Source organism: Streptomyces avidinii, from assembly GCF_045161815.1.
Lineage (GTDB): Bacteria > Actinomycetota > Actinomycetes > Streptomycetales > Streptomycetaceae > Streptomyces > Streptomyces avidinii.
In genome coordinates this window covers 3,581,285-3,608,005 of record NZ_CP108863.1, presented here as the reverse complement: position 1 = coordinate 3,608,005, position 26,721 = coordinate 3,581,285, and the positions used below count along the sequence as shown (strand labels likewise).

Below are 26,721 nucleotides of genomic sequence, written 5' to 3'. Positions count from 1 at the left end.
GACCTGCCCGCCGCCCATAGGATTTGCGTAGAAATGCCCTGAATATCCTGATTCTACTGGCCCGATTCACTGGGAGAATCCATATGCCAGGCGCTATCTACGCCGAAGGTCTGGTCAAGACCTTCGGCGATGTACGGGCTCTGGACGGCGTGGACCTCGATGTCCCCGAAGGCACCGTCCTGGGTCTGCTCGGCCCGAACGGCGCGGGCAAGACCACGACCGTACGCGTCCTGACCACCCTCCTCCGGCCCGACAGCGGCAAGGCCGTCGTCGCCGGCATCGACGTGCTCAAGCACCCCGACGAAGTCCGCCGCTCCATCGGCCTGTCCGGCCAGTTCGCGGCCGTGGACGAGTACCTGACCGGCCGTGAGAACCTCCAGATGGTCGGCCAGCTCTACCAGATGAAGGCCAAGGCGGCCAAGGTGCGGGCCGAGGAACTCCTCGATCGCTTCAACCTCGGCGACGCCGCCGACCGCACGGCCAAGACGTACTCCGGCGGCATGCGCCGGCGCCTCGACCTCGCGGCCGCCCTCGTCGTCAGCCCGCCCGTGATGTTCATGGACGAGCCGACCACCGGCCTCGACCCCCGCAACCGCCTGCAACTGTGGGGGATCATCCAGGAACTGGTCGCCGGCGGTACCACCCTGCTCCTCACCACCCAGTACCTGGAGGAGGCCGACCACCTCGCGCACGACATCTGCGTGGTCGACCACGGCAAGGTCATCGCCCGCGGCACCTCCGACCAGCTCAAGGCCCGTACCGGCGGCGAGCGCGTGGAGGTCGTCGTCCACGAGCGGGACCGCATCGCCACCGCGCGCGAGGTGCTCGCCGGCTTCGGCAAGGGCGAGACCACGGTCGAGGAGCACACCCGCAAGCTGACCGTGCCCGTGTCGGGCGGTGCCAAGCTGCTGGCGGAGGTCATTCGCGAACTGGACGGCCGGGGCATCGAGATCGACGACATCGGGCTGCGCCGCCCCACCCTCGACGACGTGTTCATCTCACTGACCGGTCACGCCGCCGAACGGCGGGCGGAGGAGCGCGCCGAGGCGGCGGCCGGCCCCGAGGCCAAGGGCCGCAAGACGGCCCGGAAGGAGGCGGCGAAGTGAGCGGCCTGAGCGACTCCCTGGTCATCGCGCGGAGGAACGTCATCCGGCTCACCCGGATCCCGAATCCTCTTCGCCCAGTTGGATTTCATTTCAACTCACTGTGCACCCAAGGTCGGCGCGTGAATGTCGGGAAGGGGCAGGTTGTATGAGCACGGTGACCGACTCCCTGGTCATTGCCCGCAGGAACTTGATTCGGATGTCCCGAATTCCTGAGATGATCCTGTTTGGCGTGATCCAGCCAGTCATGTTCGTGGTGCTGTTCAGCTTCGTCTTCGGCGGCTCCATGACGATCGGCGGCACCACGGACCCCGTCGTCTACCGCGAGTTCCTGATGGCCGGCATCTTCGCCCAGACCGTCACCTTCGCCACCGCGGGTGCTGGCGCGGGCATCGCCGACGACATGCACAAGGGCCTGATCGACCGCTTCCGCTCGCTGCCCATGGCCCGCGGCGCGGTCCTGACCGGCCGCACGCTGGCGGACCTGGTGCAGACCGCCCTCACCGTGGTCGTCCTTACGATCGTCGCCCTCCTCGTCGGCTGGCGCATCCACGAGGGAGTCCCGAAGGCGCTGGGGGCCTTCGGCCTGCTACTCCTCCTCGGCTACGCCTTCTCCTGGATCGGCGCGCTGATCGGCCTCTCGGTCCGCACGCCGGAGGCGGCGACCTCGGGCGGCCTGATCTGGCTCTTCCCGGTCACCTTCATCTCGATCGCGTTCGTGGACTCCGCCCAGATGGCGTCCTGGCTCCAGCCCATCGCTGAATGGAACCCGTTCAGCGCGACCGTGCAGGCGTGCCGCGTCCTGTTCGGCAACCCGGGCGTCTCGACGTCCGAGGCCTGGCCGATGCAGCACCCGGTCTGGGCCTCGATCCTCTGGTCGGTTCTGATCGTCGTGGTCTTCCGGACGCTGTCGGTACGGAAGTACCGCCGCGCAGATGGTTGATGCTCTGACTTCCGATGAAGCCCCCACCCGAAGGTGGGGGCTTCTTTGTACCCTCGACGTATGGCTGAACACCTGGGGGATCGGCTCGCACGCCTCCGCAGATTGGCCGACCTCACGCAAGAGGGTCTGGCCGCGCTGTCCGGCGTATCTGTCGACGTGATCAAGAAGCTGGAGCAGAAGCGCAAGCACTCGGCGCGGCTCCCCACCATCCACGCCCTCGCGAAGGGCCTCGGCGTCGAGCTGACCGCGCTCCTCGGGGATCCGCCCGGAGTGCCCTCCACCGGGGACGCCGACCCGCCCGAGCTGGTCGCCCTGCGTCGTGCCGTGATGCCTCCGATGTTCGCCCCGCCTCCCGAGCCGAGCGACACCGAGCGCCTGACCGTCCCGCTCCTCCGCAAGGAGCTGGCGGCCGGCTGGACCCTGTACCACGCGGCCAAGTTCGGTGAGCTCATGACCGCGCTTCCCGGCATCGTCAACGACGCCCGCTTCATCGCGTCGGTGGGCAGCGGAGACGACCGAGCGTCCGGCCAGGCGGCCCTCGGCAAGGCTTTGCAGCTCGCCGGACACCTCGCGATCCGCCTGGGCAAGACCGACTTGGCCCTGTCCGCGCTGGAGCGCGCGATGAACGCGGCCGAGCAGTCCTCGGACCCGCTGCTCGGCTCCATGGTCAGCAACTCGGTCGCCTGGAACTACCAGCGCCAGAACCGGCTCGACGACGCCACCAACCTGGCTGTCTACGCCGCCGACAGGGTCGACAGGGAACAGAAGGACACCGCGGAGAAGGTGCGGGTGTGGGGCGGGCTCGTGATGTCCGCTGCAACGTCTGCGGCACGGTCCGGCGACTACGAGAGCGCCAAGGACATGATGACGACCGCCGAGGACGCCACCGAGAAGCTCGCCAAGCTCCCGCCGCCAGTCGACGGCAAGTTGGTGTCCATCTTCAGCCGCTCCTCGGTCAGGATCGAGCGCGTACGCCTCGCAGTGCAGCACGCCCGGCCCGAGGAAGCTCTGGACCTGGCCAAGGGTGTTCGGCTGAGCGCCGACACGCCCCCGTCCTGGCGAACGTGGATGCTCCTCGACGTGGCGCGGGCCTACACCGACCTGGGGGACGCCGAGGGGGCTGTGAAGGCCCTCACGAAGCTCAATGAGGTGGCCCCTGGGTGGATGCGCCACCACACCCACGCCGTCTCGATCGTGAGCGATCTGTGGGCTGGATCGGCACGCCCCCAGGGTCTCGGGAAGCTGGCCAGGGCCCTCGGGGTGGCAGCTTAAGGCCGCAAAAGGGGGACGTTCCGTCCCTGTAGTCGCCTGATCACTCGGAGGAGTCTTGTGCTCAGGCGGACGACACGAGGAGATGACGGCCATGTCTGAGGCGCGGCGGCTTCTGGGTCAGGCAATGAGGGCGTTCGGCCAAGACGGCGGGCTGGTGCTCTTCAAGGACCCGGAGGACCCGTTCGGCCTCGACAAGGGCCCCGTCCTTCACTCGTACGTACCGCCTGCCCGCACCACCCCTTCGAATCGAGGAGAACCCATGCGTGACGAGCGACGTCCCTGGATCGTGGCCGGCGGCGAGGACGACAGCAACTCGGGGAACAAGCACGGCGGTGGCGGCAGCGAGGGTGACGACTCGGGTCACAGCGACACCAACGGGAGCGGCAACAAGTGATCGACCGCGCCGCGACGGAGGCCAGCCTGGACGGGCTGGCCTCCCGGCTCATGGACCTCGGAGCCCTGACCTCGGACTGGCTCCCCACCTACCGGGCTGTCCCCAGGGAGTTGTTCGTCCCTGACCTGATGTGGCCGGGCGAGGCAGTGGGCACCGGGCAGCAGGACGCGGTCGACCGCAACGAGGACCCCAACGCCTGGCACGAGGCCGTCTACTCCGATGTGTCCCTGACTACCCAGTGGGACGACGGCCGCCACTCCGGCAAGGGCAAGGGCAAGACCCCGACCTGCTCCAACTCGCAGCCACAGATGGTGTTCTCGATGCTGGCAGCCCTGGACGTCCAGGAGGGCAACCGCGTCCTGGAGGTGGGCACCGGTACGGGCTGGAACGCTGCGCTGCTGTCGGAGCGGGTCGGCTCGGCGAACGTGACCACCATCGAGGTCGACCCCGAGAACGCCATGGACGCGCGCCGACGCATCGAGGCGGCCGGGTACAGCCCGTGCATGGTCATCGGCGACGGAGCGGAGGGACACTCGGACGGGGCGCCGTACGACCGCATCCTGATCACGGCCGCGGTGCATCACATCCCGTCCGAGTTGATCCGCCAGCTCCGGCCGGGCGGTGTCCTCGTGGCCCCGTACAGCACCACGTACGGTGGCGGCGCAGTTGTGCGGCTCACCAAGCAGGAGAACGGGACCGCTCTCGGCCCGTTCGTCGGGTCCTCTGCCTTCATGAAGCTGCGCCAGCACCGCGTGCCCCGGCAGCACGTCAGCGAGTACCTCGGCGGGGTGCCCTGGCCGGCGGACGGGGTCAAGTCGGTGACCAAGGTGTCGCCGGAGGCTGTGGGGGACTGGCTGCCGATGTTCGTCATCGGCCTTCAGACCGTTGGGGTGTTCCCCTGGGCGGAGAACTACAAGGACGGTTCGTACACGCTCTGGCTCCGGGACCAGCGGGTGTCCTCGTGGGCCACCGTCGACTACGTGCCCGGCTCTGAGACCTTCGAGGTCTACCAGGGGGGCCTGCGCGAGCTGTGGACCGAGGTGGCTGCGGCCTACGCCTGGTGGGCATCCAACGACCGCCCCGACTTCCAACGCCTCGGCCTGACAGCGGACCCCGAGAGCGGCCTACACATGCCGTGGATGAACTCTCCGGAGTACCCGCTACCCATTGTCGGGTAGGTGACGAGCGAAAGGCCCCCAGCCGTTTGGCCGGGGGCCTTCGTCATGTCATCGGCTTGTATTCGCACCGTCACGTCGTGCTACTTTGGGGTTCTGCGATGACTCCACTGGAGGCAACGCGGCGGAAGTGCCAGCAGCCGGCGCGGACGCTGTGAACGCAGGGGCCCCTCAGTAGTGGGCCAAACAGTGCAAGTTACCCGCCATACGGGTCCTGTTGACGGCTGCCGACAGAACTCGACCGAGGCTCCCGGGCCGCCAAACCGGGACGTCTCACACCACCTGTTTGTGTCTTGGGTGGTTGGTCGAGTCTGTCGAGATTCACCGACCACCCCTTGAAGAGGGGTTGCTCTCGTGGGGTTCACTCGGGCCGAAGCTCTGGCGGCCATCGCTTTTTCCTTCCTGGTTGGGCTCGTCGCCGGGCTGGTTGCTGGCATCACGGGGGCCCTGGTCGGCGAACCCATCAGCGCCGCTCTCGCTTGGGGCGGTACGACGTTCCTCGGGATGGCGACGTTCAGCATGGTCGCGGCAGGTTTCTACCTGGGCGCGCGGAAGACGCCCCGCGCCGGATCTGGCCGGTCCTGATCGTCCTGGTCTTCCGCACCCTCGCGGTCCGCAAGTACCGCGGCGCGGACGGCTGAGGGGACGGCGGAGGGAGGAACGCAGATGCCCGGCCGGTGGAGACCGGCCGGGCATCGGACGTGCGGGTCAGGCAGGAAGAGGTGACCGAGGGTGATCAGCCGGTAAAGGGCTTGACGTCCAGGATCTTGACCGAGGCCTTCTTGCCGTTCGGCAGCTCGTACTCGGCGTCCTCGCCGATCGCCTTGCCCATCACACCGCTGCCCAGCGGGGACTGGGGGGAGTACGTCTCGAAGTCCGAGGACGCGTACTCGCGCGAGGCCAGCAGGAACTCCATGGTGTCGTCCTCGTCGCCGTCGAAGGCAATCTTGACGAGCGTGCCCGGGGCCACCACGCCGTCGGACGCCGGCGCGGTGCCGACCTTGGCGTTCTCCAGGAGCTGCGTGAGCTGGCGGACCCGGAGTTCCTGCTTGCCCTGCTCCTCCTTCGCCGCGTGGTAGCCACCGTTCTCACGCAGGTCGCCCTCCTCGCGGGCGGCTGCGATCTTCGTGGCGATCTCCGTGCGGGCGGGACCAGAGAGGTAGTCCAGCTCCGCCTTCAGCTGGTCGTACGCCGCCTGGGTCAGCCAGGTGACGCTTTCGCTCGTCTGGGTCACGGGTGCTCCTCGTCGGTACAGGGGACTACTGGCCGCCAGCGGCGGACGAAACCACGAGCCTAACAATTCGGGAAGAAAAGGGGGAGGACCCCAGAGGCTCATTGCCTCGTGGGGCGCGTCTTCAACCCTCTTCGCGCCTCAGTGGGCGGAAGCCGCCGGCCGGCAGCCGACCAGCTCGACCATCGTGGCCCGCGTGGTGGTCTTCAGGGTGACAACCTCGTCCACCCGCGACACGGGCTGGGCGAAGGTGAAGTCCGCGCGGCCCACCTCGCCGTGCCCCTCGTCCTGGGAACTCAGCGAGCAGACGCCGGTGACCGAGGACTCCTTGCGGACCTCCAGGTGCACCTTCACCTCGGTGTCCGAAATCACCTGGAATTTAATCACCTCGGCGCTCACGCTCTGCCCCGCGATGTAGTCCCAGCCGATCCAGCCGATCACACCCAGTAGCGCGACACCCAGCACGGATCCGATGATCTTGAGCTTCCGGTCCGTACGCTCGTCCGCCGACCGGCCGTACCGGCCCTCGGGCAGTCCCTCGCGCACCGCGCTCATGATCGTTCCTCTCGCCGGGGACGGCTTGGTCACCCCTGGAATTTTCCGCCCCCCAGTTCGGTCACTATAGGAGCTGAGTGTCGCGCCGAATCGCAGAGGATCCTGTTTTGACCGAGCAGCTTCGACTGATGGCCGTCCACGCCCACCCCGACGACGAGTCGAGCAAGGGCGCGGCCACCATGGCCAAGTACGTGTCCGAGGGGGTCCCGGTGCTGGTCGTCACCTGCACCGGTGGCGAGCGCGGCTCGATCCTGAACCCCAAGCTCCAGGGCGACAAGTACATCGAGGAGAACATCCACGAGGTCCGCGCCAAGGAGATGGACGAGGCGCGCGACATCCTCGGCATCGCGCAGGAATGGCTCGGCTACGTCGACTCCGGCCTCCCGGAGGGCGACCCGCTGCCCCCGCTGCCCGAGGGCTGCTTCGCGCTCGCGGACGTCGACGAGGCCGCCGGCGAGCTGGTGAAGAAGATCCGCGCCTTCAAGCCGCAGGTCGTCACCACCTACGACGAGAACGGGGGCTACCCGCACCCCGACCACATCATGACCCACAAGATCTCGATGGCGGCCTTCGAGGGCGCGGCCGACACCGAGAAGTACCCGGAGAACGAGTACGGCCCGGCCTACCAGCCGCAGAAGCTCTACTACAACCAGGGCTTCAACAAGCCGCGCACCATCGCCCTCCACGAGGCACTGCTCGCGCGCGGCCTGGAGTCCCCCTACGGGGAGTGGCTGGAGCGGTGGAAGGAGTTCGAGCGCAAGGAGCGGACCCTGACCACCCACGTGCCCTGCGCCGACTTCTTCGAGATCCGTGACAAGGCGCTCATCGCGCACGCCACGCAGATCGACCCGGACGGCGGCTGGTTCCGCGTCCCGATGGACATCCAGAAGGAGGTCTGGCCCACCGAGGAGTACGAGCTGGCGAAGTCGCTCGTCGACACTTCCCTCCCCGAGTCCGACCTCTTCGCGGGCATCCGGGAGAATGCGTAGCTATGAGCGCTACGCAGGCAGCACTGACCCAGCTCCTTCCGCTGGCGGGTGACACCTTCGACAAGAACAAGGTGACGCCCGGCCTCCTCGGCTTCGTCGTGTTCGCGGCCCTCGCCATCGGCGTGTGGGCCCTGATGAAGTCGATGAACCGGCACATGGGCCGGGTGGACTTCCAGGAGGCCCCGGAGCCCGCCGCCCCGGCCGCCCCCGGCGCGGACGGCACCCGGGCCCCGTAGGGCCGACGGCCATCGCGTGTGCGCGCCGCCCGGCCGGGAAAACCGGTGGGGCGGCGATTCCCGCACGTGCAGGCTCACCGCGTGACCGCCCCGCACCCCCGCGCGGCGTGCGGGCGGGCGGAGGGCGGGCGGGCGTACGACGTGCGCATCGCCGGACGGCTCGGCCGCACCACGACGCGGGACGGCCGCGCGCCGAGCCCCTGGACAACCCCGTCCACCCGGTCGTCGAGGACCGCACAGGACCGCGTGACGCACCCGGCGACGGGCGCCGCGTCCCGCCGCGCCCCCGCGTGAGGCCGGGCCCCGGGCTCCCGTGTGAGGCCGCGTCCGGCCGCGCCCCCGCGTGAGGCCGGGCCCCGCCGGGCTCCCGCGTGAGGCCGCGTCCCGCCGGGCCCCGGCGCGTCAGGTCCGCGGGACCCCCATCACCTCCCGCGCATGCAGGTTCGGAACCAGCCCGAGCCGCCACGCCTGCCAGCCCTCCGCCGGGTCCACCCCGCGGCCGAGGATCACCCCGTACGTCTCCAGGCAGTCCTCCAGCCGGCCGTCCCGCGCCGGATGCGGCGCCTCCACCAGCCGCCCCAGCTCCGCCCGCGCCTCCTCCGGCGCCGCCGGCACCGCGTACGGCAGCATCGTGCACCGCAGGAACCGCGCCCAGTCCTCCCCGCGCCGGTCCCCGTACGAGATGAACAGCCGCACGGCCTCCTCGCACAGACCCAGCGCCTGCGACAGCCGCCCGTTGCCCGCGTCGATCACCGCCAGCTCCAGGCAGGTCCACGCCTCGCCGTGCGCGAGCCCGATCCGCCGGAAGTCCGCCCGCGCGTCCACCAGCAGCTGCCGGGCGAAACCGGAGTTCCGCAGGTTCCCCGTCTGCGCCGCCCGCTGGTCCCGCGTCACCCGGCCCGAATGGTGGCGGGCGTACGCCAGCCCGTACACGTCCCGCATCCGCGAGAACATCGTCCGGGCCCGCTCCAGCTCCCGTACCGCCTCGTCGCGCCCGCCGCCCTCCTCCAGCGCCTGCCCGAGGTAGTACTGCGTCCACGCCTCGCCGCGCGCGTCCTCCGCCTCCCGGTGCCGGGCCAGCGCCTCCCGCAGCCCGTCCGCCGCCGGCCCCGGATCCCCGTCCACCACCCGGGCCCGGCCCAGCTGCGTCAGCGCCCAGGCCTCACCACGGTCGTCGCGGGTACGCCCGTACAGGTCCAGCGCCAGCCGCAGCTCCGCCTCCGCCCGCTCCACGTCCCCGAACCGCAGGTGCACCTGACCCAGCTGGAAATGCGCCCACGCCTCCCCGTGCACGCTCTCGCTCTCCCGGTGCAGCGCCAGCGAGGTCTCCAGCAGCCGCGCCGCCTCCGCCAGATGCGCCCGGTCCCGCTCCACCGCCGCCAGCGCGTGCAGACCCCACGCCCGGTCGCCCGCCAGCTCCGCCGGCTCCTGCAGCACCAGAGCCTCCCGGATCCGGACCGCCGCCTCCGGGAGATTGCCCTGGTGGTGCAGGGTGATGCCGAGCGAGACCAGGGCCATCGCCGCCCCCGCCTCCTGATCGGCCTCCATGTACTGGTCCACCACCGAGGTCAGCGTGGTGCGGGCCTTGTCCAGCTCGCCCAGCTGGCGCGCCGCGATACCCGTACGCCACTGCACCGACCGCACCAGCCGGCCCTGCTGCCCCTTCAGCCCGTTCCGGCCCGCTGCCACCGCCTGCGTCAGCTCGTCGATCTCACCCAGCCGGTACAGGTCCCCGCGCAGCAGACAGAAGTCGCACAGCGCACCCAGCAGATCGAGCACCGCCTGCTGGTCCACCCCCTCCGAATGCCGCAGCGCCGCCGTGATGAAGCTCGACTCGTCGTCCAGCCAGCGCAGCGCCGCATCGAGCGAGGTGAAACCGTGCCCCCCGAACTGGTCCGCCCGCGTCGACATCTTCCCGTCGACCATCCGGATCACCGAGTCCGCGAGCTGCGCGTAGTTACGGATCAGCCGCTCGTGCGCCGCCGCGGCCCGCGCCCGGTCCTCCTCGTCCCGGGCCGCCGCCACCTCCGCATCCGCGTCCCGGTCCGCGTCCCGGTCCGCGGCCGCGGCCGACCGCGCCGCCGCGTACGAGCGCACCGCGTCGTGCATCCGGAACCGCTGGCCGCGCACCCGCTCGATCAGGCCCGCCTCCCACAGCTCCTCCAGCGTGCGCAGCGCCGCCGCCTCCGGTACGTCGGCCAGCGCGGCCGCCGCCGCACCGCCCAGCGACGCCCGCCCCGCCAGCGGCAACCGCCGCAGCAGCTGCCGGGCCGGCTCGGCCAGCCGCGCGTCGGCCGCGCGCAGCGCCGCCTCCACCGGATGCGCCGCCGCAGCACCGCCCACCAGGGCCCGGCCCTCACCCACGAGCGGGGCCAGCATCCGCAGCGCGAGCGGCAGCCCACCGCTCAGCTCCACCACCGCGGCCACGTCCTCCTCCGCCACACCCGCCCCCGGCGCGGGGAGCAGCTCCGCCGCCTCCTCCCGCGCCAACCGCTCCACCGGCAGCTGGTACACCCACGCCGCCAGATCGGCCGGCAGCTCCAACGGCTCCCGCGCCGTCACCAGCACCAGGCTCTCGGAACGCTCCGGCACCAGCAGCCGCACCTGCGCGGCGTCCACCGCATCGTCCAGCAGCACCGTCACCGGCAACCCGCGCAGGTGCTGGTGGTACAGCTCCCCGAGGCGCCGCACCTGCTGCTCCGCCGACGCGCCCTCACGGAACAGCAACTGCTCGCGGGGCGCCCCCAGCCGGTTCATCAGGTGCAGCAGCGCCTCACGCGTCGCCAGCGGTGCCTCCCCGGACGACTCCCCGGCCGAACCGCCCCGCAGGTCCACCACGCACGCGCCCCGGAACTGGTCCCGCAGCCCGTGCGCCGCCCGCAGCGCCAGCGTCGTACGCCCCACCCCCGGCTCGCCGTGCAGCACGACCACCACCGGCCGGGTCTCCGTACTCGCCCGGGCCGCCTGCACCCACTGCGCGATCCGCGTCAGCTCGGACCGCCGCCCCGCGAACACCTCGGCCGGCGCCGGCAACTGCCCGAAGGACTGCTCCAGCGCACTGCGCCGCCGCGCCGCCGCACTGCGGTCCGTACCGCGCAACTGCGGAGCGGGCCGCGGCGCCGGCCGCGCGACGGGCCGCGCCGCCCGTGCCGCCGCGGCCACCGCACGCTGCTGCTCCAGGAACGGGCGTACCCCGCGCACCTCCAGCGCCGACAGCCACTGCAGCTTCAACTGTTCGGGCCCGCCCGGCCGGCCCAGCTCACCGGCCCGCCGGTTCGCGGCCGGCAGATGCAGCGCCGTCACCTTCGCCACCGTCGCCACCGCCCCCGCGATCCCCACCACGGCCCCCGCCGTGAGCGCCGTACCGGCCGCGACGCCCAGCGACAGGTCCGCGCCCACGGCCGTGGCCGCCGCCACCGCCGTCACCAGCAGCGCCGTGGAGGTGTTCCCCCGCCGGAAGGACTCGCCGAGCGACTGCTCCCCGGCCGCCGCCTCGTCCAGAGCCCGCACGTACGCCTCGTACTCCGGCGCCGCACTCGCGGCGAGCGCGTCCAGCGCCTCCCGGCCCCGTGCCAGCAGCGTCGCCCGGTCCACCCCGGCACCCGCCGCCTCGTCCACGGCCCGCTCCAACAGCCGCTCGGCCTCACCGCGATGGCTGTCCCGCATCGGCATCCCCCTCAAGAGAGCTCCGGCAACGAGCCCCAAGTGTCCTGCGGGACCCGGCCAAGTGCGAGTGAATCTGAGCTAGTTCAGAGGGAAGAGCTCACTTCCTCCTACAGTCGGGTCGAAAAACACCAACTGGGCTGAACGGGGGGCGACATGACGACGCACTGGTCACGCGCGACGCTGACCGCCACGCTGTGCGCGACCGCGCTGCTGACGGCCGTGGCCGGATGCGGATCACCGCCACCGGAAAGGGGATTCGTGGCGCGCTACGAAGAACCGGCCGAGGCCGACCGCGACAGCGCCGGCTTCCTGAAGCAGCGCCGGCTCGTCGAGCTCGTCACCGCCGACCTCAACGCCTACCTCGACGTCCCCCACCGGATCACGGTCGTCGCCCGCTCCTGCGGGGGCGAAGGCAGCGGCTACGACCCCGGGCCCCGCCGGATCGAGCTCTGCTACGACGACCTGACGGAGGACCGGAAACTGTTCGAGGACGCCGACCGCCACCCGGCGGACGAACCCCTCGCCGAGGTCGTCCGCGAAACCCTCCACCACGAGGCGGGCCACGCCCTCATCGACATCCTGAACCTCCCCGTCCGCGACCGGGGCCGCGCCGAGGAGGACGCCGCCGACCGCTTCGCCCAGTTCATGCTCCTGCGCGCCCCGGAGGGCGACCGCACCCTGCTCACCGCCGCCCGCGCGTACGACCTCGCGGCGTCGGCCGACCCCACCCCGGACCCCGACGACGAGCACGCCCCGGACCCCACCCGCGCAGAATCCCACCGCTGCGCGGCATACGGGGCGGCCCCCGCCCGCCACCTTGACCTCGCGACGCCCGCCCGCGCGAACTGCCCCCGGACCTGGGCCACCACCCGCGACACCTGGACCGCCGACCTGGCCCCGCTCCTGCGGCAGTGATCCGACCCCGTGCGGCAGGATGGGGCCATGCCGAACCGCCTCGCGAACGAGACCTCTCCCTACCTGCTCCAGCACGCCGACAACCCGGTCGACTGGTGGCCCTGGTCGCCCGAGGCCTTTGCGGAGGCGCGTGAGCGCGGGGTGCCCGTGCATCTCAGCGTCGGCTATTCGAGCTGCCACTGGTGTCACGTGCTCGCCGGCGAGAGCTTCGAGGACGAACTGACCGCCGCCTACATGAACGAACACTTCGTCAACATCAAGGTGGACCGCGAGGAGCGCCCCGACGTCGACGCCGTCTACATGGAGGCCGTGCAGGCCGCCACCGGGCAGGGCGGCTGGCCCATGACGGTCTTCATGACCGCCGACGCCGAGCCCTTCTACTTCGGGACGTACTTCCCGCCCGAGCCCCGGCAGGGGATGCCCTCCTTCATGCAGGTGCTCGAAGGGGTGCGGACCGCCTGGGTGGGGCGGCCCGAGGAGGTCGCCGAGGTCGCGCAGCGGATCGTACGGGACCTGGCCGGGCGGGAGTTGGACTACGGCAAGGCCGGGACGCCCGGGCCCGGGGAGCTCGCGCAGGCGCTGCTCGGGCTGACGCGCGAGTACGACGCCGCGCGCGGCGGATTCGGCGGAGCGCCGAAGTTCCCGCCGTCCATGGTGCTGGAGTTCCTGCTGCGCCACCACGGGCGCACCGGCTCCGAGGGTGCGCTGCAGATGGCCGCCGACACGTGCGAGGCGATGGCCCGTGGCGGGATCTACGACCAGCTCGGCGGCGGATTCGCCCGGTACTCCGTGGACCGGGAGTGGGTGGTTCCGCACTTCGAGAAGATGCTCTACGATAACGCGCTGCTCTGCCGTGTGTACGCGCACCTGTGGCGGGCCACCGGTTCCGATCTCGCCCGGCGCATCGCGCTGGAGACCGCCGATTTCATGGTCCGGGAGCTGCGCACCGAGCAGGGCGGTTTCGCGTCCGCGCTCGACGCCGACAGTGAGGATCCGGCGACCGGCGAGCACGTCGAGGGGGCCTACTACGCCTGGACGCCCGCCGAGTTGCGCGAGGTGCTGGGGGAGGCCGACGGGGAGTCGGCCGTCGCGTACTTCGGGGTGACCGAGGAAGGGACCTTCGAGCACGGGAAGTCCGTGCTGCAGCTGCCCCAGGACGGGCCCGTGGTCGACGCGGAGCGGATCGCCGGCATCAAGGCGCGGCTGCTGGCCGCGCGGGCGGAGCGGCCCGCGCCCGGGCGGGACGACAAGGTCGTCGCCGCGTGGAACGGGCTGGCGATCGCCGCGCTCGCCGAGTGCGGGGCGTACTTCGACCGGCCCGACCTGGTGGAGCGGGCGACCGAGGCGGCCGATCTGCTGGTGCGCGTGCACATGGACGGCCGCGCGAGGCTGTCGCGGACCAGCAAGGACGGCCGGGTCGGCGCCAACGACGGAGTGCTGGAGGACTACGGCGACGTGGCGGAGGGCTTCCTCGCGCTGGCGTCCGTGACGGGCGAGGGCGTCTGGCTGGAGTTCGCCGGGTTCCTCGTCGACCTGGTCATGGACCGGTTCACCGCCGAGGACGGGTCGCTGTACGACACGGCGCACGACGCGGAGAAGCTCATCCGCCGGCCGCAGGATCCGACGGACACGGCCGCCCCGTCGGGGTGGACGGCCGCCGCGGGCGCGTTGCTCTCGTACGCGGCGCACACCGGGTCGCAGGCCCACCGTACGGCGGCGGAGCGGGCGCTCGGCGTGGTGCACGCGCTCGGGCCGCGCGTGCCGCGGTTCATCGGGCACGGGCTCTCGGTGGCCGAGGCGTTGCTGGACGGGCCCCGGGAGGTGGCGGTGGTCGGCCATCCGGAGGATCCGGCGCTGGCGCTGCTGCACCGGACCGCGCTGCTGGGGACGGCTCCCGGGGCGGTGGTGGCGGCCGGTCTGCCGCTTACGGCGGACGGTGGTGGCGGTGAGTTCCCCCTTCTTGCCGAGCGCACACTCGTGCACGACCTTCCGACGGCGTATGTGTGTCGACATTTTGTCTGCGCGCGGCCTACGACGGATCCGGTCGAGCTGGCGGAGCAGTTGGGCACGGTTCGACCCTGAAAGGGCCGGAGTGCTGTCAATTCCGGTTGCGGGTGCGTGAGTTGGGAAACGCGCTTTTTTTTTCGATGCGGCTGAGTGTCATGTTCACTGCCTAATCTCGTAGCTCCGGATGTCACCGGGCCGACGCACTGGGGGGTGCGCGCAAGGGGGGAAGCGGGGCGACGGCGGGCCGGGGGGCCCGCCGTGAGTCCCCGGGGGGTTTGCTGATCGCCGCCGGGGGGCGGCGGGTCTGTGGGGGACCTTTTGTACACATCTGTGTTCATTGCTGTCGTGTCTCTGGCGCTCTTCTGGATGGCCGCCTTCACGCTCTGGTGGCAGATGCACGCGTGGCGGACCCCGGAGGTGCTGGCCTCCACGCGCTTCGACCGTCCCGACGGCGAGGGCCGGCTGGCCTTCTCGCTGCTGCTGCCCGCCCGCCACGAGCAGGCGGTCCTGGAGCACACCATCGACCGGCTCCTGGAATCGAGCCACACCGACTACGAGATCATCGTGATCGTCGGCCACGACGACCCCGGGACCGCCGCCGTCGCCGAACGGGCCGCCGCCCGCCGCCCGGCCCGCGTCCGGGTCGTCGTCGACCACCACGAGAAGAAGAACAAGCCGAAGGCGCTCAACACCGCCCTCCCGTCCTGCCGCGGTGACATCGTCGGAGTCTTCGACGCCGAGGACCAGGTCCACCCCGAGCTGCTCGCCCACGTCGACCACGCCTTCCGCTCCACCGGCGCCGACGTGGTCCAGGGCGGGGTCCAGCTCATCAACTTCCACTCCAGCTGGTACAGCCTGCGCAACTGCCTGGAGTACTTCTTCTGGTTCCGTTCCCGGCTGCACCTGCACGCCGAGAAGGGCTTCATCCCGCTCGGCGGCAACACCGTCTTCGTGCGCACCGAGGTGCTGCGCGAGGCCGGCGGCTGGGACCAGGACTGCCTCGCCGAGGACTGCGACCTGGGGGTGCGGCTCTCGTCGGTCGGCAAGAAGGTGGTCGTCGCGTACGACTCCGACATGGTCACCCGGGAGGAGACGCCCGGCTCGCTGGTGAGCCTGCTCAAGCAGCGCACCCGCTGGAACCAGGGGTTCCTTCAGGTGTACCGGAAGAAGGACTGGCAGCAGCTGCCCGGGCGCGGCCAGCGCTGGCTGGCCCGCTACACGCTGATGACGCCCTTCATGCAGGCCGCCTCGGGTGTGATCATCCCGCTCAACTTCGCCGTCGCCGTCTTCCTCGACGTGCCGGTCGGCATCGCGATTATCACCTTCCTTCCCCTGGTCACGGCGATGGTGACCTTCGTGTTCGAGATCGTCGGCCTGCACGACTTCGGCCGCCAGTACGGTCTGCGCGTCCGCTTCGTGCACTACGTCAAGCTCGTCGTCGGCGGCCCGTTCTACCAGGTGATGCTCGCGGGGGCGGCGATCCGCGCGGTCTGGCGCGAGCAGCGCGGCCGCAACGAGTGGGAGCTGACCAGTCACACCGGCGCCCACCTGACGCCCACCGCCACGCCCGCCGTCACGTCGGAAGCCACCGCCACGTCGGAAGCCACCGCCACCACCACCGCCACCTCCGCCGCCCCGTCCTCCACCACGTCCGAAGCCAAGGCCGGAGCCTCCGCCTCCACCGCGATCCGAGAGGACAGCCGCCGGTGACCGCCACCCTGCCCACGGCCACTGATCCCCAGCCCGGAACCCGCACCGTCCCGGCCCGGCGGACGCCCGCCGCAGAGCGCCCCGGAGTCCGCCCGCCCGCGCCGGCCCGCCCGCTCGTGCGCTTCCGTTCCTCCCGCCCCGACCTGCTGCTGTGCGGCGCCCTGCTCCTGGTGATCGTGCTGGTGCAGGGCTGGAACATCACCGACTTCCCGACCCTGAGCGACGACGAGGGCACCTACCTCGCCCAGGCGTGGGCCGTCCAGCAGGGCGACGGCCTCGCCCACTACACGTACTGGTACGACCATCCGCCGCTCGGCTGGATCCAGCTCGCGGGCCTGACGTACCTGCCGTCCCTCTTCGTGCCCGACTCGATGACCGTGGCGTCGATGCGTTTCGCGATGCTCGCCGTCTCCGCCGCCTCCTCCGTGCTGATGTACGTCCTCGCGCGCCGGCTGTGGCTGCCGCGCTGGGCCGCCGGGCTCGCGATGGCCCTCTTCGGGCTGTCGCCGCTCTCCGTGGTCCTCCAGCGGGAGATCTTCCTCGACAACCTCGCCGTGATGTGGATGCTGCTGGCCTTCTGCCTTGCCGCGTCCCCGAGCCGCCACCTGTGGCACCACTTCGGGTCCGGGCTGGCGGCCGCCACCGCCGTCCTGACCAAGGAGACGATGCTGGTGGTGCTGCCGGCGCTGCTGGTGACGATGTGGCGGCACAGTCACCGCGACACCCGTAAGTTCGCCGTCACCGGAGCGATCACCGCCTGCGTGCTGATCGGACTGTCGTACCCGCTGTACGCGCTGCTCAACGGCGAGCTGCTGCCCGGCTCCGGGCACGTCTCGCTCATCGACGGCATCACTTACCAGATGGGCCGCGAGGGCTCCGGCTTCATCCTCACGCCCGGCTCCGGCTCGAACGGCGTCTTCCGGTCCTGGCTCTACTACGACACCGTCCTGCCGCTCGGCGGGCTGGCCGGCGCGGTCCTGCTGCTGGCCACCTTCAGCTGGTCGGTCACCGCCCGCGCGCTGGCCGGCCCCGCGCTCGCCGCCGTGATCCTCGCCGTCGTCGCGATGCGGCCATCCGGCTACCTCCCGGCGATGTACGTGATCCAGGCGCTGCCGTTCCTCGCCCTCGTCCTGGCCGGGGGCGCGGCCAGCGTCACGCACGCCGTGCTGCGCCGCCGCCGCGGTCCGGCGGAGAGCAGGCCGCGGGTGTGGGCGCGGTGGGCGCTGCTCGGCGTACTCGCCGTGTCGGCCGCGGTGTACGTGCTGCCGCGCTGGTACGAGGGCAACCGCACCGCGCTCACGGCGGACGCGAACGCCCCGTACCGGCAGGCCGCGGCCTGGCTCGGCAGCGAGGTCGCCGATCCGGCGAACACCCGGGTGCTGCTGGACGACGCGCTCTGGCTGGACGCGGTGCACCACGGCTTCGAGCCGGGCCTCGGCGCGATCTGGTTCTACAAGGCGGACCTCGACCCCGCCGTGACCGTGACCCTGCCGCGGGGCTGGCAGGACATCGACTACGTCGTCTCCTCGCCCACCGTGCGCCGTGACGCGGTGGACCTGCCCAACGTGCGGGCGGCGCTGGAGCATTCGGCGGTGGTGGCGGTCTTCGGGTCGGGCGAGGACCGCATCGAGATCCGCCGCACCGACCGGTCCGCCCCCACAGACGCAGGCGCCCCCGCTGACTCCGCCGCCCCCGCCGCCCCCGCCGACCGCCAGAGTGGGAGCTGACTCACCATGAGCGAGGACATGCGGTCCCTCCATGCCCCGATCGATCCGGACCTCACCCTTGCGCAGGCGGTGACCGGCAGCGTCACCCTCATCATCCCGACCTTCAACGAGGCGGGGAACATCGCCGAGCTGCTGCGCCGGCTCGGCGGCGCACTGCCCGACCCCGAACAGCTGCCCTGCGAGGTGCTGTTCGTGGACGACTCCACGGACGACACCCCGGCCGTCATCGAGAAGGCCGCCGCCGACCACCCCTTCCCGGTGGCCGTCCTGCACCGGGAGACGGCCGCGGGCGGCCTCGGCGGCGCCGTCGTCGAAGGGATCGGACGCGCGGACACCGACTGGATCGTCGTCATGGACGCCGACCTCCAGCACCCGCCCCACCTGGTGCCCGAACTCGTCGGCGAGGGGATCCGCACCGGCGCCGACCTCGTCGTCGCCTCCCGCTACATCAGCGGCGGCAGCCGCGCCGGACTCGCCGGGAGCTACCGCATCGCCGTCTCCCGCGGCGCGACCTGGCTGGCCAAGGGGCTCTTCCCGCGCGCGCTGCGCGGCATCAGCGACCCGATGAGCGGGTTCTTCGCGATGCGCCGCCGCGTCGTGACTGCGGAGACACTGAAGCCCCTCGGCTACAAGATCCTGCTGGAGCTTGCGGTGCGCTGCCGCCCCCGCAGGGTCGCCGAGGTGCCCTTCGTCTTCCAGGACCGCTACTCGGGCGAGTCCAAGTCCACCGCCCGCGAGGGCCTGCGCTTCCTCGCCCACCTGGCCTCGCTGCGCTCCGCGACCCCGCTGGCCCGCATGATCGGCTTCGGTCTGATCGGGCTCTCCGGCTTCGTCCCGAACCTGGCCGGGCTCTGGCTGCTGACCCACGCCGGGATGCACTACCTGCCCGCCGAGATCGTCGCCAACCAGGCGGGTGTCCTGTGGAACTTCCTTCTCATCGAGACCCTCCTCTTCCGCGACCGCCGCCGCCACCGCCACTGGGCCGACCGGATCGGCCGGTTCGCGCTGCTCGCCAATGCCGATCTGCTGCTGCGGATCCCGCTGATCGCGCTGTTCGTCGCCCGGTTCGGGATGGGGGCGCTACCGGCCACCGCCCTCGCGCTGGTGACCACCTTCGTCCTGCGGTTCGCGGCCACCGAGGCCCTCGTCTATCTGCCGCGCCGCACCAGGAGTTGAGCCGCACAGAAGGGAACCTTTCCATGCGTCTGACCATCCGGCGGAGGGCCGCCCTGCTCGCCGTCGGGGCGATGACCGCGGGCCTGTTGCTCACCGCACCGCAGCAGGCCACGGCCGGTCCGCCCAATCTGCTCTCCAACCCGAGTTTCGAGACCGCCGGCGCCGCCGGCTCCGACATGCCGTCCTGCTGGTCCAGGTCCGGCTGGGGCGACAACGACTTCACCTTCGCCACCGTTGCCGACGCGCACAGCGGCACCAAGGCGATGAAGGTCTCGCTCACCCGCCGCGTGGACGGCGACCGCAAGGCCCTGGTCACCGAGAACGCCACCTGCGCCCCGGGCGTCACGCCGGGCCGGCAGTACGACCTGTCCGCCTGGTACAAGTCGAACACCCCGGATGTGTCGGTGACCGTGTTCCGCCACGACACGACGGCGGGCTGGCAGTACTGGACCGACCTGCAGAACCCGCCCGTCAGCGCGGCCTGGGCGCGTACGGAGGTCCGTACGCCGGCCGTCCCGCCCCATACGGACAAGATCGCATGGGGGCTGTCGGTCTACGGGGTGGGCACGCTCACCACCGACGACTACGCGCTGGAGGAGGTGGGCGCCGCCCCGCCGCAGCCGGTCTGCTCGGGTACGACGGAGGAGTGCGCCAAGGGCAGGTGGGAGGTGATCCCGGCCAAGAACCCGGTGCGGTCGATGCACGCCGTCGTGCTGAAGAACGGCAAGGTGCTGCTGATCGCGGGCTCGGGCAACGACATCGCCCAGTTCAACGCGGGCACCTTCACCTCCGCCGTGTACGACCCGGCGAACGGGTCCTTCAAGGTGATCCCGACCCCGGTCGACATGTTCTGCGCGGGCCACGTGCAGCTGGCGGACGGCCGGGTGCTGGTGATGAGCGGCAACAAGGGGTACCCGTCGGCCGACGGCTCGATCGGCTACCAGGGGCTGAAGGACTCGTACACCTTCGACCCGGCGACCGAGACGTACACGAGGACGAACGACATGAACGGCGGGCACTGGTACCCGTCGGCGACGATCCTCGGCAACGGTGACGTGATCTCCTTCGGCGGGCTGAAGGAGGACTCGACGGGCAACGTGACCGCGGAGAAGTTCTCGGCGGCGCAGAACAAGTGGCTGCCGATGAACGAGGTCAATCAGACCTGGTCGTACTGGGGCCTGTACCCGTCGATGATCCTGATGCAGGACGGGCGGCTCTTCTACTCGGGCAGCCACACCTTCGGCAACGGCACCCCGGGCACCGGTGCCTCGATCTACGACTACGACGCCAACACCATCACCGACGTGCCGGGCCTGCGGAACAAGGACGAGCGGGACGAGTCGGCGAGCGTGCTGCTGCCCCCGGCCCAGGACCAGCGGGTGCTGACCATCGGCGGCGGCAACAACGAACGCAACCCGGCGGCGAACCGGCTCACCGACATCATCGACCTCAAGCAGCCGGCCCCCGCCTACACGGCCGGCCCGCCGATCCCGCAGGGCCTGGTCGACCAGGGCCAGGGCAAGCGGCCGCAGACCGGCGCCGAGGGCAAGATGTTCGTGTCGGCGGTGCTGCTGCCGGACGGGAAGGTGCTGGAGACCGGCGGCGGGCTGCACGACCGGGCCGACCCGGTCTTCGAGGCCTCCTTCTTCGACCCGACGACCAACACCTACCAGGCGGGCCTGGCCACCGACCCGATCCCGCGGACCTACCACTCGGCGTCGTTCCTGATGCCGGACGGCCGGGTGATGTCGGTCGGCGACAACCCGGGCAACGGGACGTACAACCACAACGTGTCGATCTACACCCCGCCCTATCTCTTCAAGGGCGCCCGCCCGCAGATCACTTCGGTGATCGACACGCAGTGGGTGTACGGGGACACGCAGCGGATCACCGTCAACCGGCCGATCGCGAGGGCGGAGCTGATCCGTCCGGCGGCGGTCACCCACTCCTCGGACCCGAACCAGCGGTTCGTGGACCTGCCGATGACCGTTGACGGCAACAACATCGACCTCAATGTCACCAGCAACCCCAACCTGGCGCCGCCCGGCTGGTACATGCTCTTCGCGGTCGACGCGAACGGCGTCCCCTCGATCGCGACCTGGGTGCACCTGGGCGGCCCGTCCGCACTGGCCGCCGCCCAGGAGCAGCCCGCCGCGCACGAGCACTCCTTCGCGAACGGGCCGGGACCGGCCAAGGACAACCCTGCGAAGCGGGACTCGGTCCCGGTCGCGCCGAGCGTGGCCGGCTGCGACCGGCACTACGGCACGGCCAACGTGTGCGTGCCGACCGCCTTCCCGGCCGAGGTGAAGGGGACGACGAAGGCCCGCTGCGACTGGCTGGCCGCCCACACGTACCCGAAGCGACTGAAGGTCAACGGCAGTGATCCGCTGCGTCTCGACCCCGACCGCGACGGATACGCCTGCTGAACGCAAGCAGGAAGGGGCCCGGCCGCGATTCTGCGGCCGGGCCCCTTCCCCGGGCTCAGTGCTGGTACGCGGCGAGCGAGATGCCGACGTAGTGGGCCACGAAGGCCGCGAGCGTCAGGGAGTGGAAGACCTCGTGGAAGCCGAAGAAGCGGGGCGAGGGGTTGGGCCGCTTCATGCCGTAGATGACCCCGCCCACGCTGTAGAGGAGGCCGCCGACGATCACCAGGACCAGAACGGCGATCCCGCCGGTGCGCATGAAGTCGGGCAGGAAGAAGACCGCCGCCCAGCCCATGGCGATGTAGCAGGGGGTGTAGAGCCAGCGCGGTGCGCCGACCCAGAAGACGCGGAAGGCGATACCGGCGGCGGCCGCGATCCACACCGCCCACAGCAGGGTCCGCCCGGTGGAAGGGGGCAGCAGCAGGACGGTCAGCGGGGTGTAGGTGCCCGCGATGATCAGGAAGATGTTGGCGTGGTCGAGCCGGCGCAGGATGGCCTCGCCCCGCGGTCCCCAGGTACCGCGGTGGTAGACCGCGCTCACGCCGAAGAGCAGGCAGGCCGTGAGGATGTACACCCCGCAGGCGACCCGTGCCCGGGTGGAGTCCGTGAAGGCCATGAGCACCAGGCCCGCGACGACCACGGCGGGGAACATCCCGAGGTGCAGCCAGCCGCGCAGCAGCGGCTTCTCCTCCAGGGCGGTCTCGGCCGCCTCCAGGGCCTCGACTACCGGTGTGGCCTCGGTGGCCGGGACGTCGGCGGCATCAGAAGTCATGCGCGCCATGCTACCTACGGGTCCGTAGGTTTCCGTCAGTGCTCTTTACGGAAGATTGACGGACGTGGCGATGCTCACGTGAGAGGCCCTCTGGACATATGCGCACATGCACCGGATGATCAGATGAGTGCGGTCGACACCGGATGAGCGGAGCGCGAAGCGTCCGGGTCGCAGCCCCCACGGGGCCTACACCAAACAAACCCCTCAACAAGGAGCAATCGTGGCGCGCGACAACGCGGCTCCCACCAGTTCGACTCTTCCCACCAAGCATGCAGAGCTGATCTCCTGGGTGGACGAGATCGCAGCCCTCACCCAGCCGGACCGCGTCGTCTGGTGCGACGGCTCCGAGGGCGAGTACGAGCACCTGTGCGAGGAGCTCGTAGCCAAGGGAACGTTCAAGAAGCTCGACGAGACGAAGCGCCCGAACTCCTACTACGCCGCCTCCGACCCCTCCGACGTCGCGCGCGTCGAGGACCGGACCTTCATCTGCTCCGAGAAGGAGGAGGACGCGGGCCCGACCAACCACTGGAAGGCCCCTTCCGAGATGAAGGAGATCTTCGCGGGGCAGGAAGGTATCTTCCGTGGTTCCATGAAGGGCCGGACGATGTACGTCGTCCCGTTCTGCATGGGCCCCCTCGGCTCCGAGCTCTCCGCGATCGGCGTCGAGATCACCGACTCCGCCTACGTCGCGGTCGCCATGCGCACCATGACCCGCATGGGCAAGCCCGTCCTCGACGAGCTGGGCACCGACGGGTTCTTCGTCAAGGCCGTCCACACCCTCGGCGCTCCGCTCGCCGAGGGCGAGGCCGACGTGCCGTGGCCCTGCAACACCACCAAGTACATCTCGCACTTCCCGGAGACCCGCGAGATCTGGTCCTACGGATCCGGCTACGGCGGCAACGCCCTCCTCGGCAAGAAGTGCTACGCCCTGCGCATCGCCTCCGTCATGGCCCGCGACGAGGGCTGGCTCGCCGAGCACATGCTCATCCTCAAGCTCACCCCGCCGGCCGGCGAGGGCGAGGCGAAGTACATCGCCGCCGCCTTCCCCTCCGCCTGCGGCAAGACGAACCTCGCCATGCTGGAGCCCACGATCCCCGGCTGGACCGTCGAGACCGTCGGTGACGACATCGCCTGGATGCGCTTCGGCGAGGACGGCCGCCTCTACGCGATCAACCCCGAGGCCGGCTTCTTCGGCGTCGCCCCCGGCACCGGCGCGCACACCAACGCCAACGCCATGAAGACCATGTACGCCAACACCGTCTTCACCAACGTCGCGCTCACCCCGGACGGCTCCGACGTGTGGTGGGAGGGCATGACCGAAGAGGCGCCCGCCCAGCTCATCGACTGGAAGGGCAACGCCTGGACCCCGGAGTCCGGGACCCCGGCCGCCCACCCCAACGCCCGCTTCGCCGTCCCCGCCGCCCAGTGCCCGACGATCGCCCCCGAGTGGGAGGACCCCAAGGGCGTCCCGATCTCCGCGATCCTCTTCGGCGGCCGCCGCGCCTCCGCCGTCCCGCTGGTCACCGAGTCCTTCGACTGGAACCACGGCGTCTTCATCGGCTCGAACATCGCCTCCGAGAAGACCGCCGCCGCCGAGGGCAAGGTCGGCGAACTGCGCCGCGACCCCTTCGCCATGCTGCCGTTCTGCGGCTACAACATGGGCGACTACATGGGCCACTGGGTCGACGTCGCCAAGGGCAAGGACCAGTCCAAGCTCCCGAAGATCTACTACGTGAACTGGTTCCGCAAGAACGACGCGGGCAAGTTCGTGTGGCCCGGCTTCGGCGAGAACAGCCGCGTCCTCAAGTGGATCGTCGGCCGCCTCGACGGCACTGCCGCGGGCGTCGACACCCCCATCGGCATCCTGCCGACCAAGGAGTCCCTCGACCTCGACGGCCTGGACCTCCCGGCCGAGGACCTCGACTTCCTCCTCACCGTCGACAAGGAAGTCTGGCGCGACGAGGCCTCCCTGGTCCCCGAGCACCTGAACACCTACGGCGACCACACTCCCAAGGAGCTGTGGGACCAGTACCACGCACTCGTGGAGCGCCTGGGCTGAGCCGGGACACGCCCTGAAGAAGGGCCATTGAACGTGGGAGCCCCCGACCAAGCGGCGCCCACCGCTGTGGGAGCCCCCGACCAAGCGGTTCCCACCGCAGCACATGACCGACCTCAAGAGCGTCCGCGCTCCTCCAGGTAGGCCGTGTGCGTCTGCTGACGGCGGGCCTCTGCTTCGCGGAGGTCCGCCGTCACTCTTTCCGCCTCCTCGTACAACAGGTCGAGCTGCCGCTCCAGATGGCGCTCCGGCGACTCCCCGCCCGGAGTGAGCCGGTCCCACCAGCGGGTCCGGTTGTAGCTGTCCACGCACTCCGGCACGTCCCGCCGGATCGCCCGCGACAGCGCGTGCACCGCCTCCGGCTCGGTGGCCAGGACCTCCGCCACCCACCCCGGCTCCAGCAGCGCCCCGTACAGCTCCAGCAGCCCCTCCCACCTGGCCCCGGCCGTCGTCGGCAGCTCCACCTCGCCCAGGTACTCCTTCAGCCGCGTGAAGTCCGCGCGCAGCGCGCCGACCTCCTCGCTCGGGTCGAAGGGCGGCGGCGCCACCCGCTCCGGCGGGGCGATCAGCGCGCCCGCCCCGTACAGCCCGGCGATCACCACCGGCCAGTACGCGCCGGCCACCCCGGCGAGGGTCAGGCCCAGCCCGACCACGCCACAGGCGGAGCCCGCCAGGTTCTTCCTCGACTCCAGGTGACCGAGCATCCGGCGCGCCCTATTGGTAGCCACGGATCTCCTCGAAGGCTCCGGCCAGCGAACCGCCCCCAGCTACCGCTGGGGGGACCCCCGTGCCGGTGGCGTCGAAGAGCCGCCCGCCGGTCAGTTCGGTGATGTGGGTGAGCTCCTTGCGGTCCGAGTCCCCGAACAGCACCGCGAAGACGGGCGTCTGCTTCTGCGCCGGCGGCAGGGCCGCGTAGAAGGAGTCGAAGTGCCCCGCCCCGACACCCTCGGTGTTCTCGCCGTCCGTCATCAGCACGATCGAGGTGAAGGCGTCCGCACCGCCCTTGCCGAGGTGCTGGTACGCCGCCTCCAGACTGCCGTACACCGCCGTACCCCCGTCCGGCTCCAGCGACTTCACGTCCCCCCGGATCGCGTCCAGGGCCGGACCCGGATTCCCCGGCTCGACGATGTGCGTGCGCACCTTCTTCACCTTGGACCCGAAGGGCAGCAGCGTCACCTCCTCGCGGTCCCGGAACCGCTGCCCGGTGCCCGAACTGCCCGAGCCCGTCAGGTCGGTGAGCGCCGACTTCAACCGCCCGATCCGGTCCTCCTCGCTCATCGACCCCGAGGTGTCCAGGACGTACACCGTCCGCGAGGGCCGGCGCAGCTCGTTCTCGTACGAGGCCAGCAACCCGTCGGCGACCGAACGCGAACCCGGGAAGGGCAGCTCGCGCCGCTTCTCCGCGTCCAGCCCCGCGGCCGGAGCCACCCCGGCCGCCACCGGGCGGCGGAAGGTCTGCTCGGTGATCGCCTTCTGCGCCTCGGGACCGCGCAGGTACTCCGTGAGCGCCCGCCCCGCATCACGGGCCCCGGCCGGGGCCGAGGTCAGCAGCGTCAGCGGATAGTGGGCGGTGACCACACCGTCGCGCGGCCGGATCACCGTCAGCGGAGCCCCGGCGCCCTTCGCCTCCCGGTTCATGGACAGCAGCACCGACTCGTAGTTCACCAGCGCGTCCACGTCCCCGCGCTTGGCGTAGGCCGTGACGAGCCAGCCCGAGGAGCCCGAGGTCAGCTTCTGCCCGGCGAAGAACTCCTTCAGCCGCGGCGCGGCCGCCTTCACGTCCGCGTCGCTCAGTGCCGCCTGCGCGCCCGACAGCCCCGAGGCCACCGACACCAGCGCCGAGAAACCGGAGTTGGAGCGCACCGGGTCCGTCATCCCGTAGGTGAGCTTCCCGGCGGCGACGGCCTCGTGCACCGCCGGCCAGGTCACCTCCCCGGGCTTCCAGCCGAGCCGGGCCAGCGCCTCCGGCTTCACCCCGAGCGCGACCGGCGAGGACATCACCGGCGTCTCGCTGGAGAGCTTCCCGGCCGCCTCCGGCCGCAGCCGCAGGTAGTCGTTGGAGGAGAGCCAGATCGCGTCGTACTTGCCGTCGGCGGTCCCCGAGGCGACCTGCTCGGCGGCGTCGAGCGTCCCGGACCAGGTCAGCTCGACACGGACGCCGGTGGCCGCCTCGGCGGCCTTCAGCACCGGCTCCATGTCGCTGAGCTCACTGGAGGCCAGCACCCGCAGGTGGCCCTCCTTGTACGTCGACTCCGCGGGCTCGGCGGGCCCGTCGGCGGTGCAGCCCGTCGCGGCCATCAGCCCGGCGAGCGCCAAGCCGATCCAGCTCCGCCGGCGCCCGGGCCGCAGGGCCGGACGGAGCCCGGGGGAC

21 protein-coding genes are annotated in these 26,721 nt (G+C 71.1%); 15 read left to right on the top strand and 6 right to left on the bottom strand.

Features of this window, described 5'->3' with window-relative positions; translation table 11 throughout:
• Nucleotides 1–83: 83 nt before the first annotated feature.
• The 5 genes from OG373_RS15715 (at nt 84) to OG373_RS15695 (ending at nt 4,890) form a co-directional block, all read left to right on the top strand.
• A complete protein-coding gene (locus OG373_RS15715) occupies nt 84–1,106 on the top strand; it encodes an ATP-binding cassette domain-containing protein (protein WP_405438963.1) in 1,023 nt (340 codons plus the stop codon).
• Between the two features lie 145 nt (nt 1,107–1,251).
• The gene (locus tag OG373_RS15710; protein ID WP_266380794.1) at nt 1,252–2,046 is read left to right on the top strand and encodes an ABC transporter permease; all 795 of its coding nucleotides are present in this window, start codon (nt 1,252–1,254) and stop codon (nt 2,044–2,046) included.
• A 60-nt stretch (nt 2,047–2,106) separates the two neighbouring features.
• The gene (locus tag OG373_RS15705) at nt 2,107–3,318 is read left to right on the top strand and encodes a helix-turn-helix domain-containing protein (RefSeq protein ID WP_405438962.1); all 1,212 of its coding nucleotides are present in this window, start codon (nt 2,107–2,109) and stop codon (nt 3,316–3,318) included.
• Between the two features lie 259 nt (nt 3,319–3,577).
• Nucleotides 3,578–3,712 carry a hypothetical protein gene (locus OG373_RS15700; RefSeq protein ID WP_405438961.1) on the top strand — a complete coding sequence of 45 codons (135 nt, stop codon included), beginning with the start codon at nt 3,578–3,580 and terminating at the stop codon, nt 3,710–3,712.
• Nucleotides 3,709–4,890 (top strand): methyltransferase domain-containing protein, encoded by a 1,182-nt coding sequence (locus OG373_RS15695; protein WP_405438960.1) that lies wholly within the window; start codon nt 3,709–3,711, stop codon nt 4,888–4,890. Before OG373_RS15700 ends, OG373_RS15695 begins: the two co-directional genes overlap by 4 nt.
• A 733-nt stretch (nt 4,891–5,623) precedes the next feature.
• On the opposite strand, the gene greA is transcribed toward OG373_RS15695, so the two are convergent.
• Together greA and OG373_RS15685 are read right to left on the bottom strand one after the other, a co-directional pair.
• Nucleotides 5,624–6,121: a transcription elongation factor GreA gene (greA, locus tag OG373_RS15690; RefSeq protein WP_030765152.1), complete on the bottom strand. Its 498-nt coding sequence runs from the start codon at nt 6,119–6,121 to the stop codon at nt 5,624–5,626.
• A 138-nt stretch (nt 6,122–6,259) separates the two neighbouring features.
• Complete coding sequence (locus tag OG373_RS15685) at nt 6,260–6,673, bottom strand: DUF4307 domain-containing protein (protein WP_405438959.1); 414 nt, start codon at nt 6,671–6,673, stop codon at nt 6,260–6,262.
• A 107-nt stretch (nt 6,674–6,780) separates the two neighbouring features.
• Between OG373_RS15685 and mca the strand changes: the two genes are divergently transcribed.
• The 3 genes from mca (at nt 6,781) to OG373_RS15670 (ending at nt 8,192) form a co-directional block, all read left to right on the top strand.
• Nucleotides 6,781–7,662 (top strand): mycothiol conjugate amidase Mca, encoded by an 882-nt coding sequence (gene mca, locus OG373_RS15680; RefSeq protein WP_405438957.1) that lies wholly within the window; start codon nt 6,781–6,783, stop codon nt 7,660–7,662.
• 2 nt (nt 7,663–7,664) lie between these two features.
• Nucleotides 7,665–7,898 carry a hypothetical protein gene (locus OG373_RS15675; RefSeq protein ID WP_052873284.1) on the top strand — a complete coding sequence of 78 codons (234 nt, stop codon included), beginning with the start codon at nt 7,665–7,667 and terminating at the stop codon, nt 7,896–7,898.
• Between the two features lie 81 nt (nt 7,899–7,979).
• On the top strand, nt 7,980–8,192 hold the full coding sequence (locus tag OG373_RS15670) for a hypothetical protein (protein ID WP_405438955.1): 213 nt from the start codon (nt 7,980–7,982) through the stop codon (nt 8,190–8,192).
• A 108-nt stretch (nt 8,193–8,300) separates the two neighbouring features.
• Here OG373_RS15670 and OG373_RS15665 read toward each other — a convergent pair whose 3' ends face one another.
• A complete protein-coding gene (locus tag OG373_RS15665) occupies nt 8,301–11,564 on the bottom strand; it encodes a tetratricopeptide repeat protein (RefSeq protein ID WP_405438953.1) in 3,264 nt (1,087 codons plus the stop codon).
• A 153-nt stretch (nt 11,565–11,717) separates the two neighbouring features.
• On the opposite strand from OG373_RS15665, the gene OG373_RS15660 reads away from it, so the two are divergent.
• The 6 genes from OG373_RS15660 (at nt 11,718) to OG373_RS15635 (ending at nt 21,525) form a co-directional block, all read left to right on the top strand.
• Nucleotides 11,718–12,479, top strand: coding sequence for a DUF4344 domain-containing metallopeptidase (locus OG373_RS15660; RefSeq protein WP_405438951.1), 762 nt, complete (start codon nt 11,718–11,720; stop codon nt 12,477–12,479).
• Nucleotides 12,480–12,506: 27 nt separating this feature from the next.
• On the top strand, nt 12,507–14,561 hold the full coding sequence (locus OG373_RS15655; RefSeq protein ID WP_405438949.1) for a thioredoxin domain-containing protein: 2,055 nt from the start codon (nt 12,507–12,509) through the stop codon (nt 14,559–14,561).
• Nucleotides 14,562–14,804: 243 nt separating this feature from the next.
• On the top strand, nt 14,805–16,196 hold the full coding sequence (locus OG373_RS15650) for a glycosyltransferase (protein WP_405438947.1): 1,392 nt from the start codon (nt 14,805–14,807) through the stop codon (nt 16,194–16,196).
• Nucleotides 16,193–17,923: an ArnT family glycosyltransferase gene (locus OG373_RS15645; RefSeq protein WP_405438945.1), complete on the top strand. Its 1,731-nt coding sequence runs from the start codon at nt 16,193–16,195 to the stop codon at nt 17,921–17,923. Before OG373_RS15650 ends, OG373_RS15645 begins: the two co-directional genes overlap by 4 nt.
• A gap of 18 nt (nt 17,924–17,941) precedes the next feature.
• On the top strand, nt 17,942–19,099 hold the full coding sequence (locus OG373_RS15640) for a glycosyltransferase (protein WP_405444068.1): 1,158 nt from the start codon (nt 17,942–17,944) through the stop codon (nt 19,097–19,099).
• Between the two features lie 71 nt (nt 19,100–19,170).
• Nucleotides 19,171–21,525, top strand: coding sequence for a galactose oxidase-like domain-containing protein (locus tag OG373_RS15635; protein WP_405444066.1), 2,355 nt, complete (start codon nt 19,171–19,173; stop codon nt 21,523–21,525).
• Nucleotides 21,526–21,580: 55 nt separating this feature from the next.
• Here the strand turns inward: OG373_RS15635 and OG373_RS15630 are convergent, their stop codons facing one another.
• On the bottom strand, nt 21,581–22,294 hold the full coding sequence (locus OG373_RS15630) for a hemolysin III family protein (RefSeq protein WP_397729373.1): 714 nt from the start codon (nt 22,292–22,294) through the stop codon (nt 21,581–21,583).
• A 220-nt stretch (nt 22,295–22,514) separates the two neighbouring features.
• On the opposite strand from OG373_RS15630, the gene OG373_RS15625 reads away from it, so the two are divergent.
• Entirely contained in the window at nt 22,515–24,353 is a 1,839-nt protein-coding gene (locus tag OG373_RS15625; RefSeq protein ID WP_405438943.1) for a phosphoenolpyruvate carboxykinase (GTP), read from the top strand.
• Nucleotides 24,354–24,466: 113 nt separating this feature from the next.
• Here OG373_RS15625 and OG373_RS15620 read toward each other — a convergent pair whose 3' ends face one another.
• Nucleotides 24,467–25,078 carry a hypothetical protein gene (locus tag OG373_RS15620; protein ID WP_405438941.1) on the bottom strand — a complete coding sequence of 204 codons (612 nt, stop codon included), beginning with the start codon at nt 25,076–25,078 and terminating at the stop codon, nt 24,467–24,469.
• The gene (locus OG373_RS15615) at nt 25,065–26,648 is read right to left on the bottom strand and encodes a substrate-binding and vWA domain-containing protein (RefSeq protein ID WP_405444064.1); all 1,584 of its coding nucleotides are present in this window, start codon (nt 26,646–26,648) and stop codon (nt 25,065–25,067) included. Before OG373_RS15615 ends, OG373_RS15620 begins: the two co-directional genes overlap by 14 nt.
• Nucleotides 26,649–26,721: the final 73 nt, after the last annotated feature.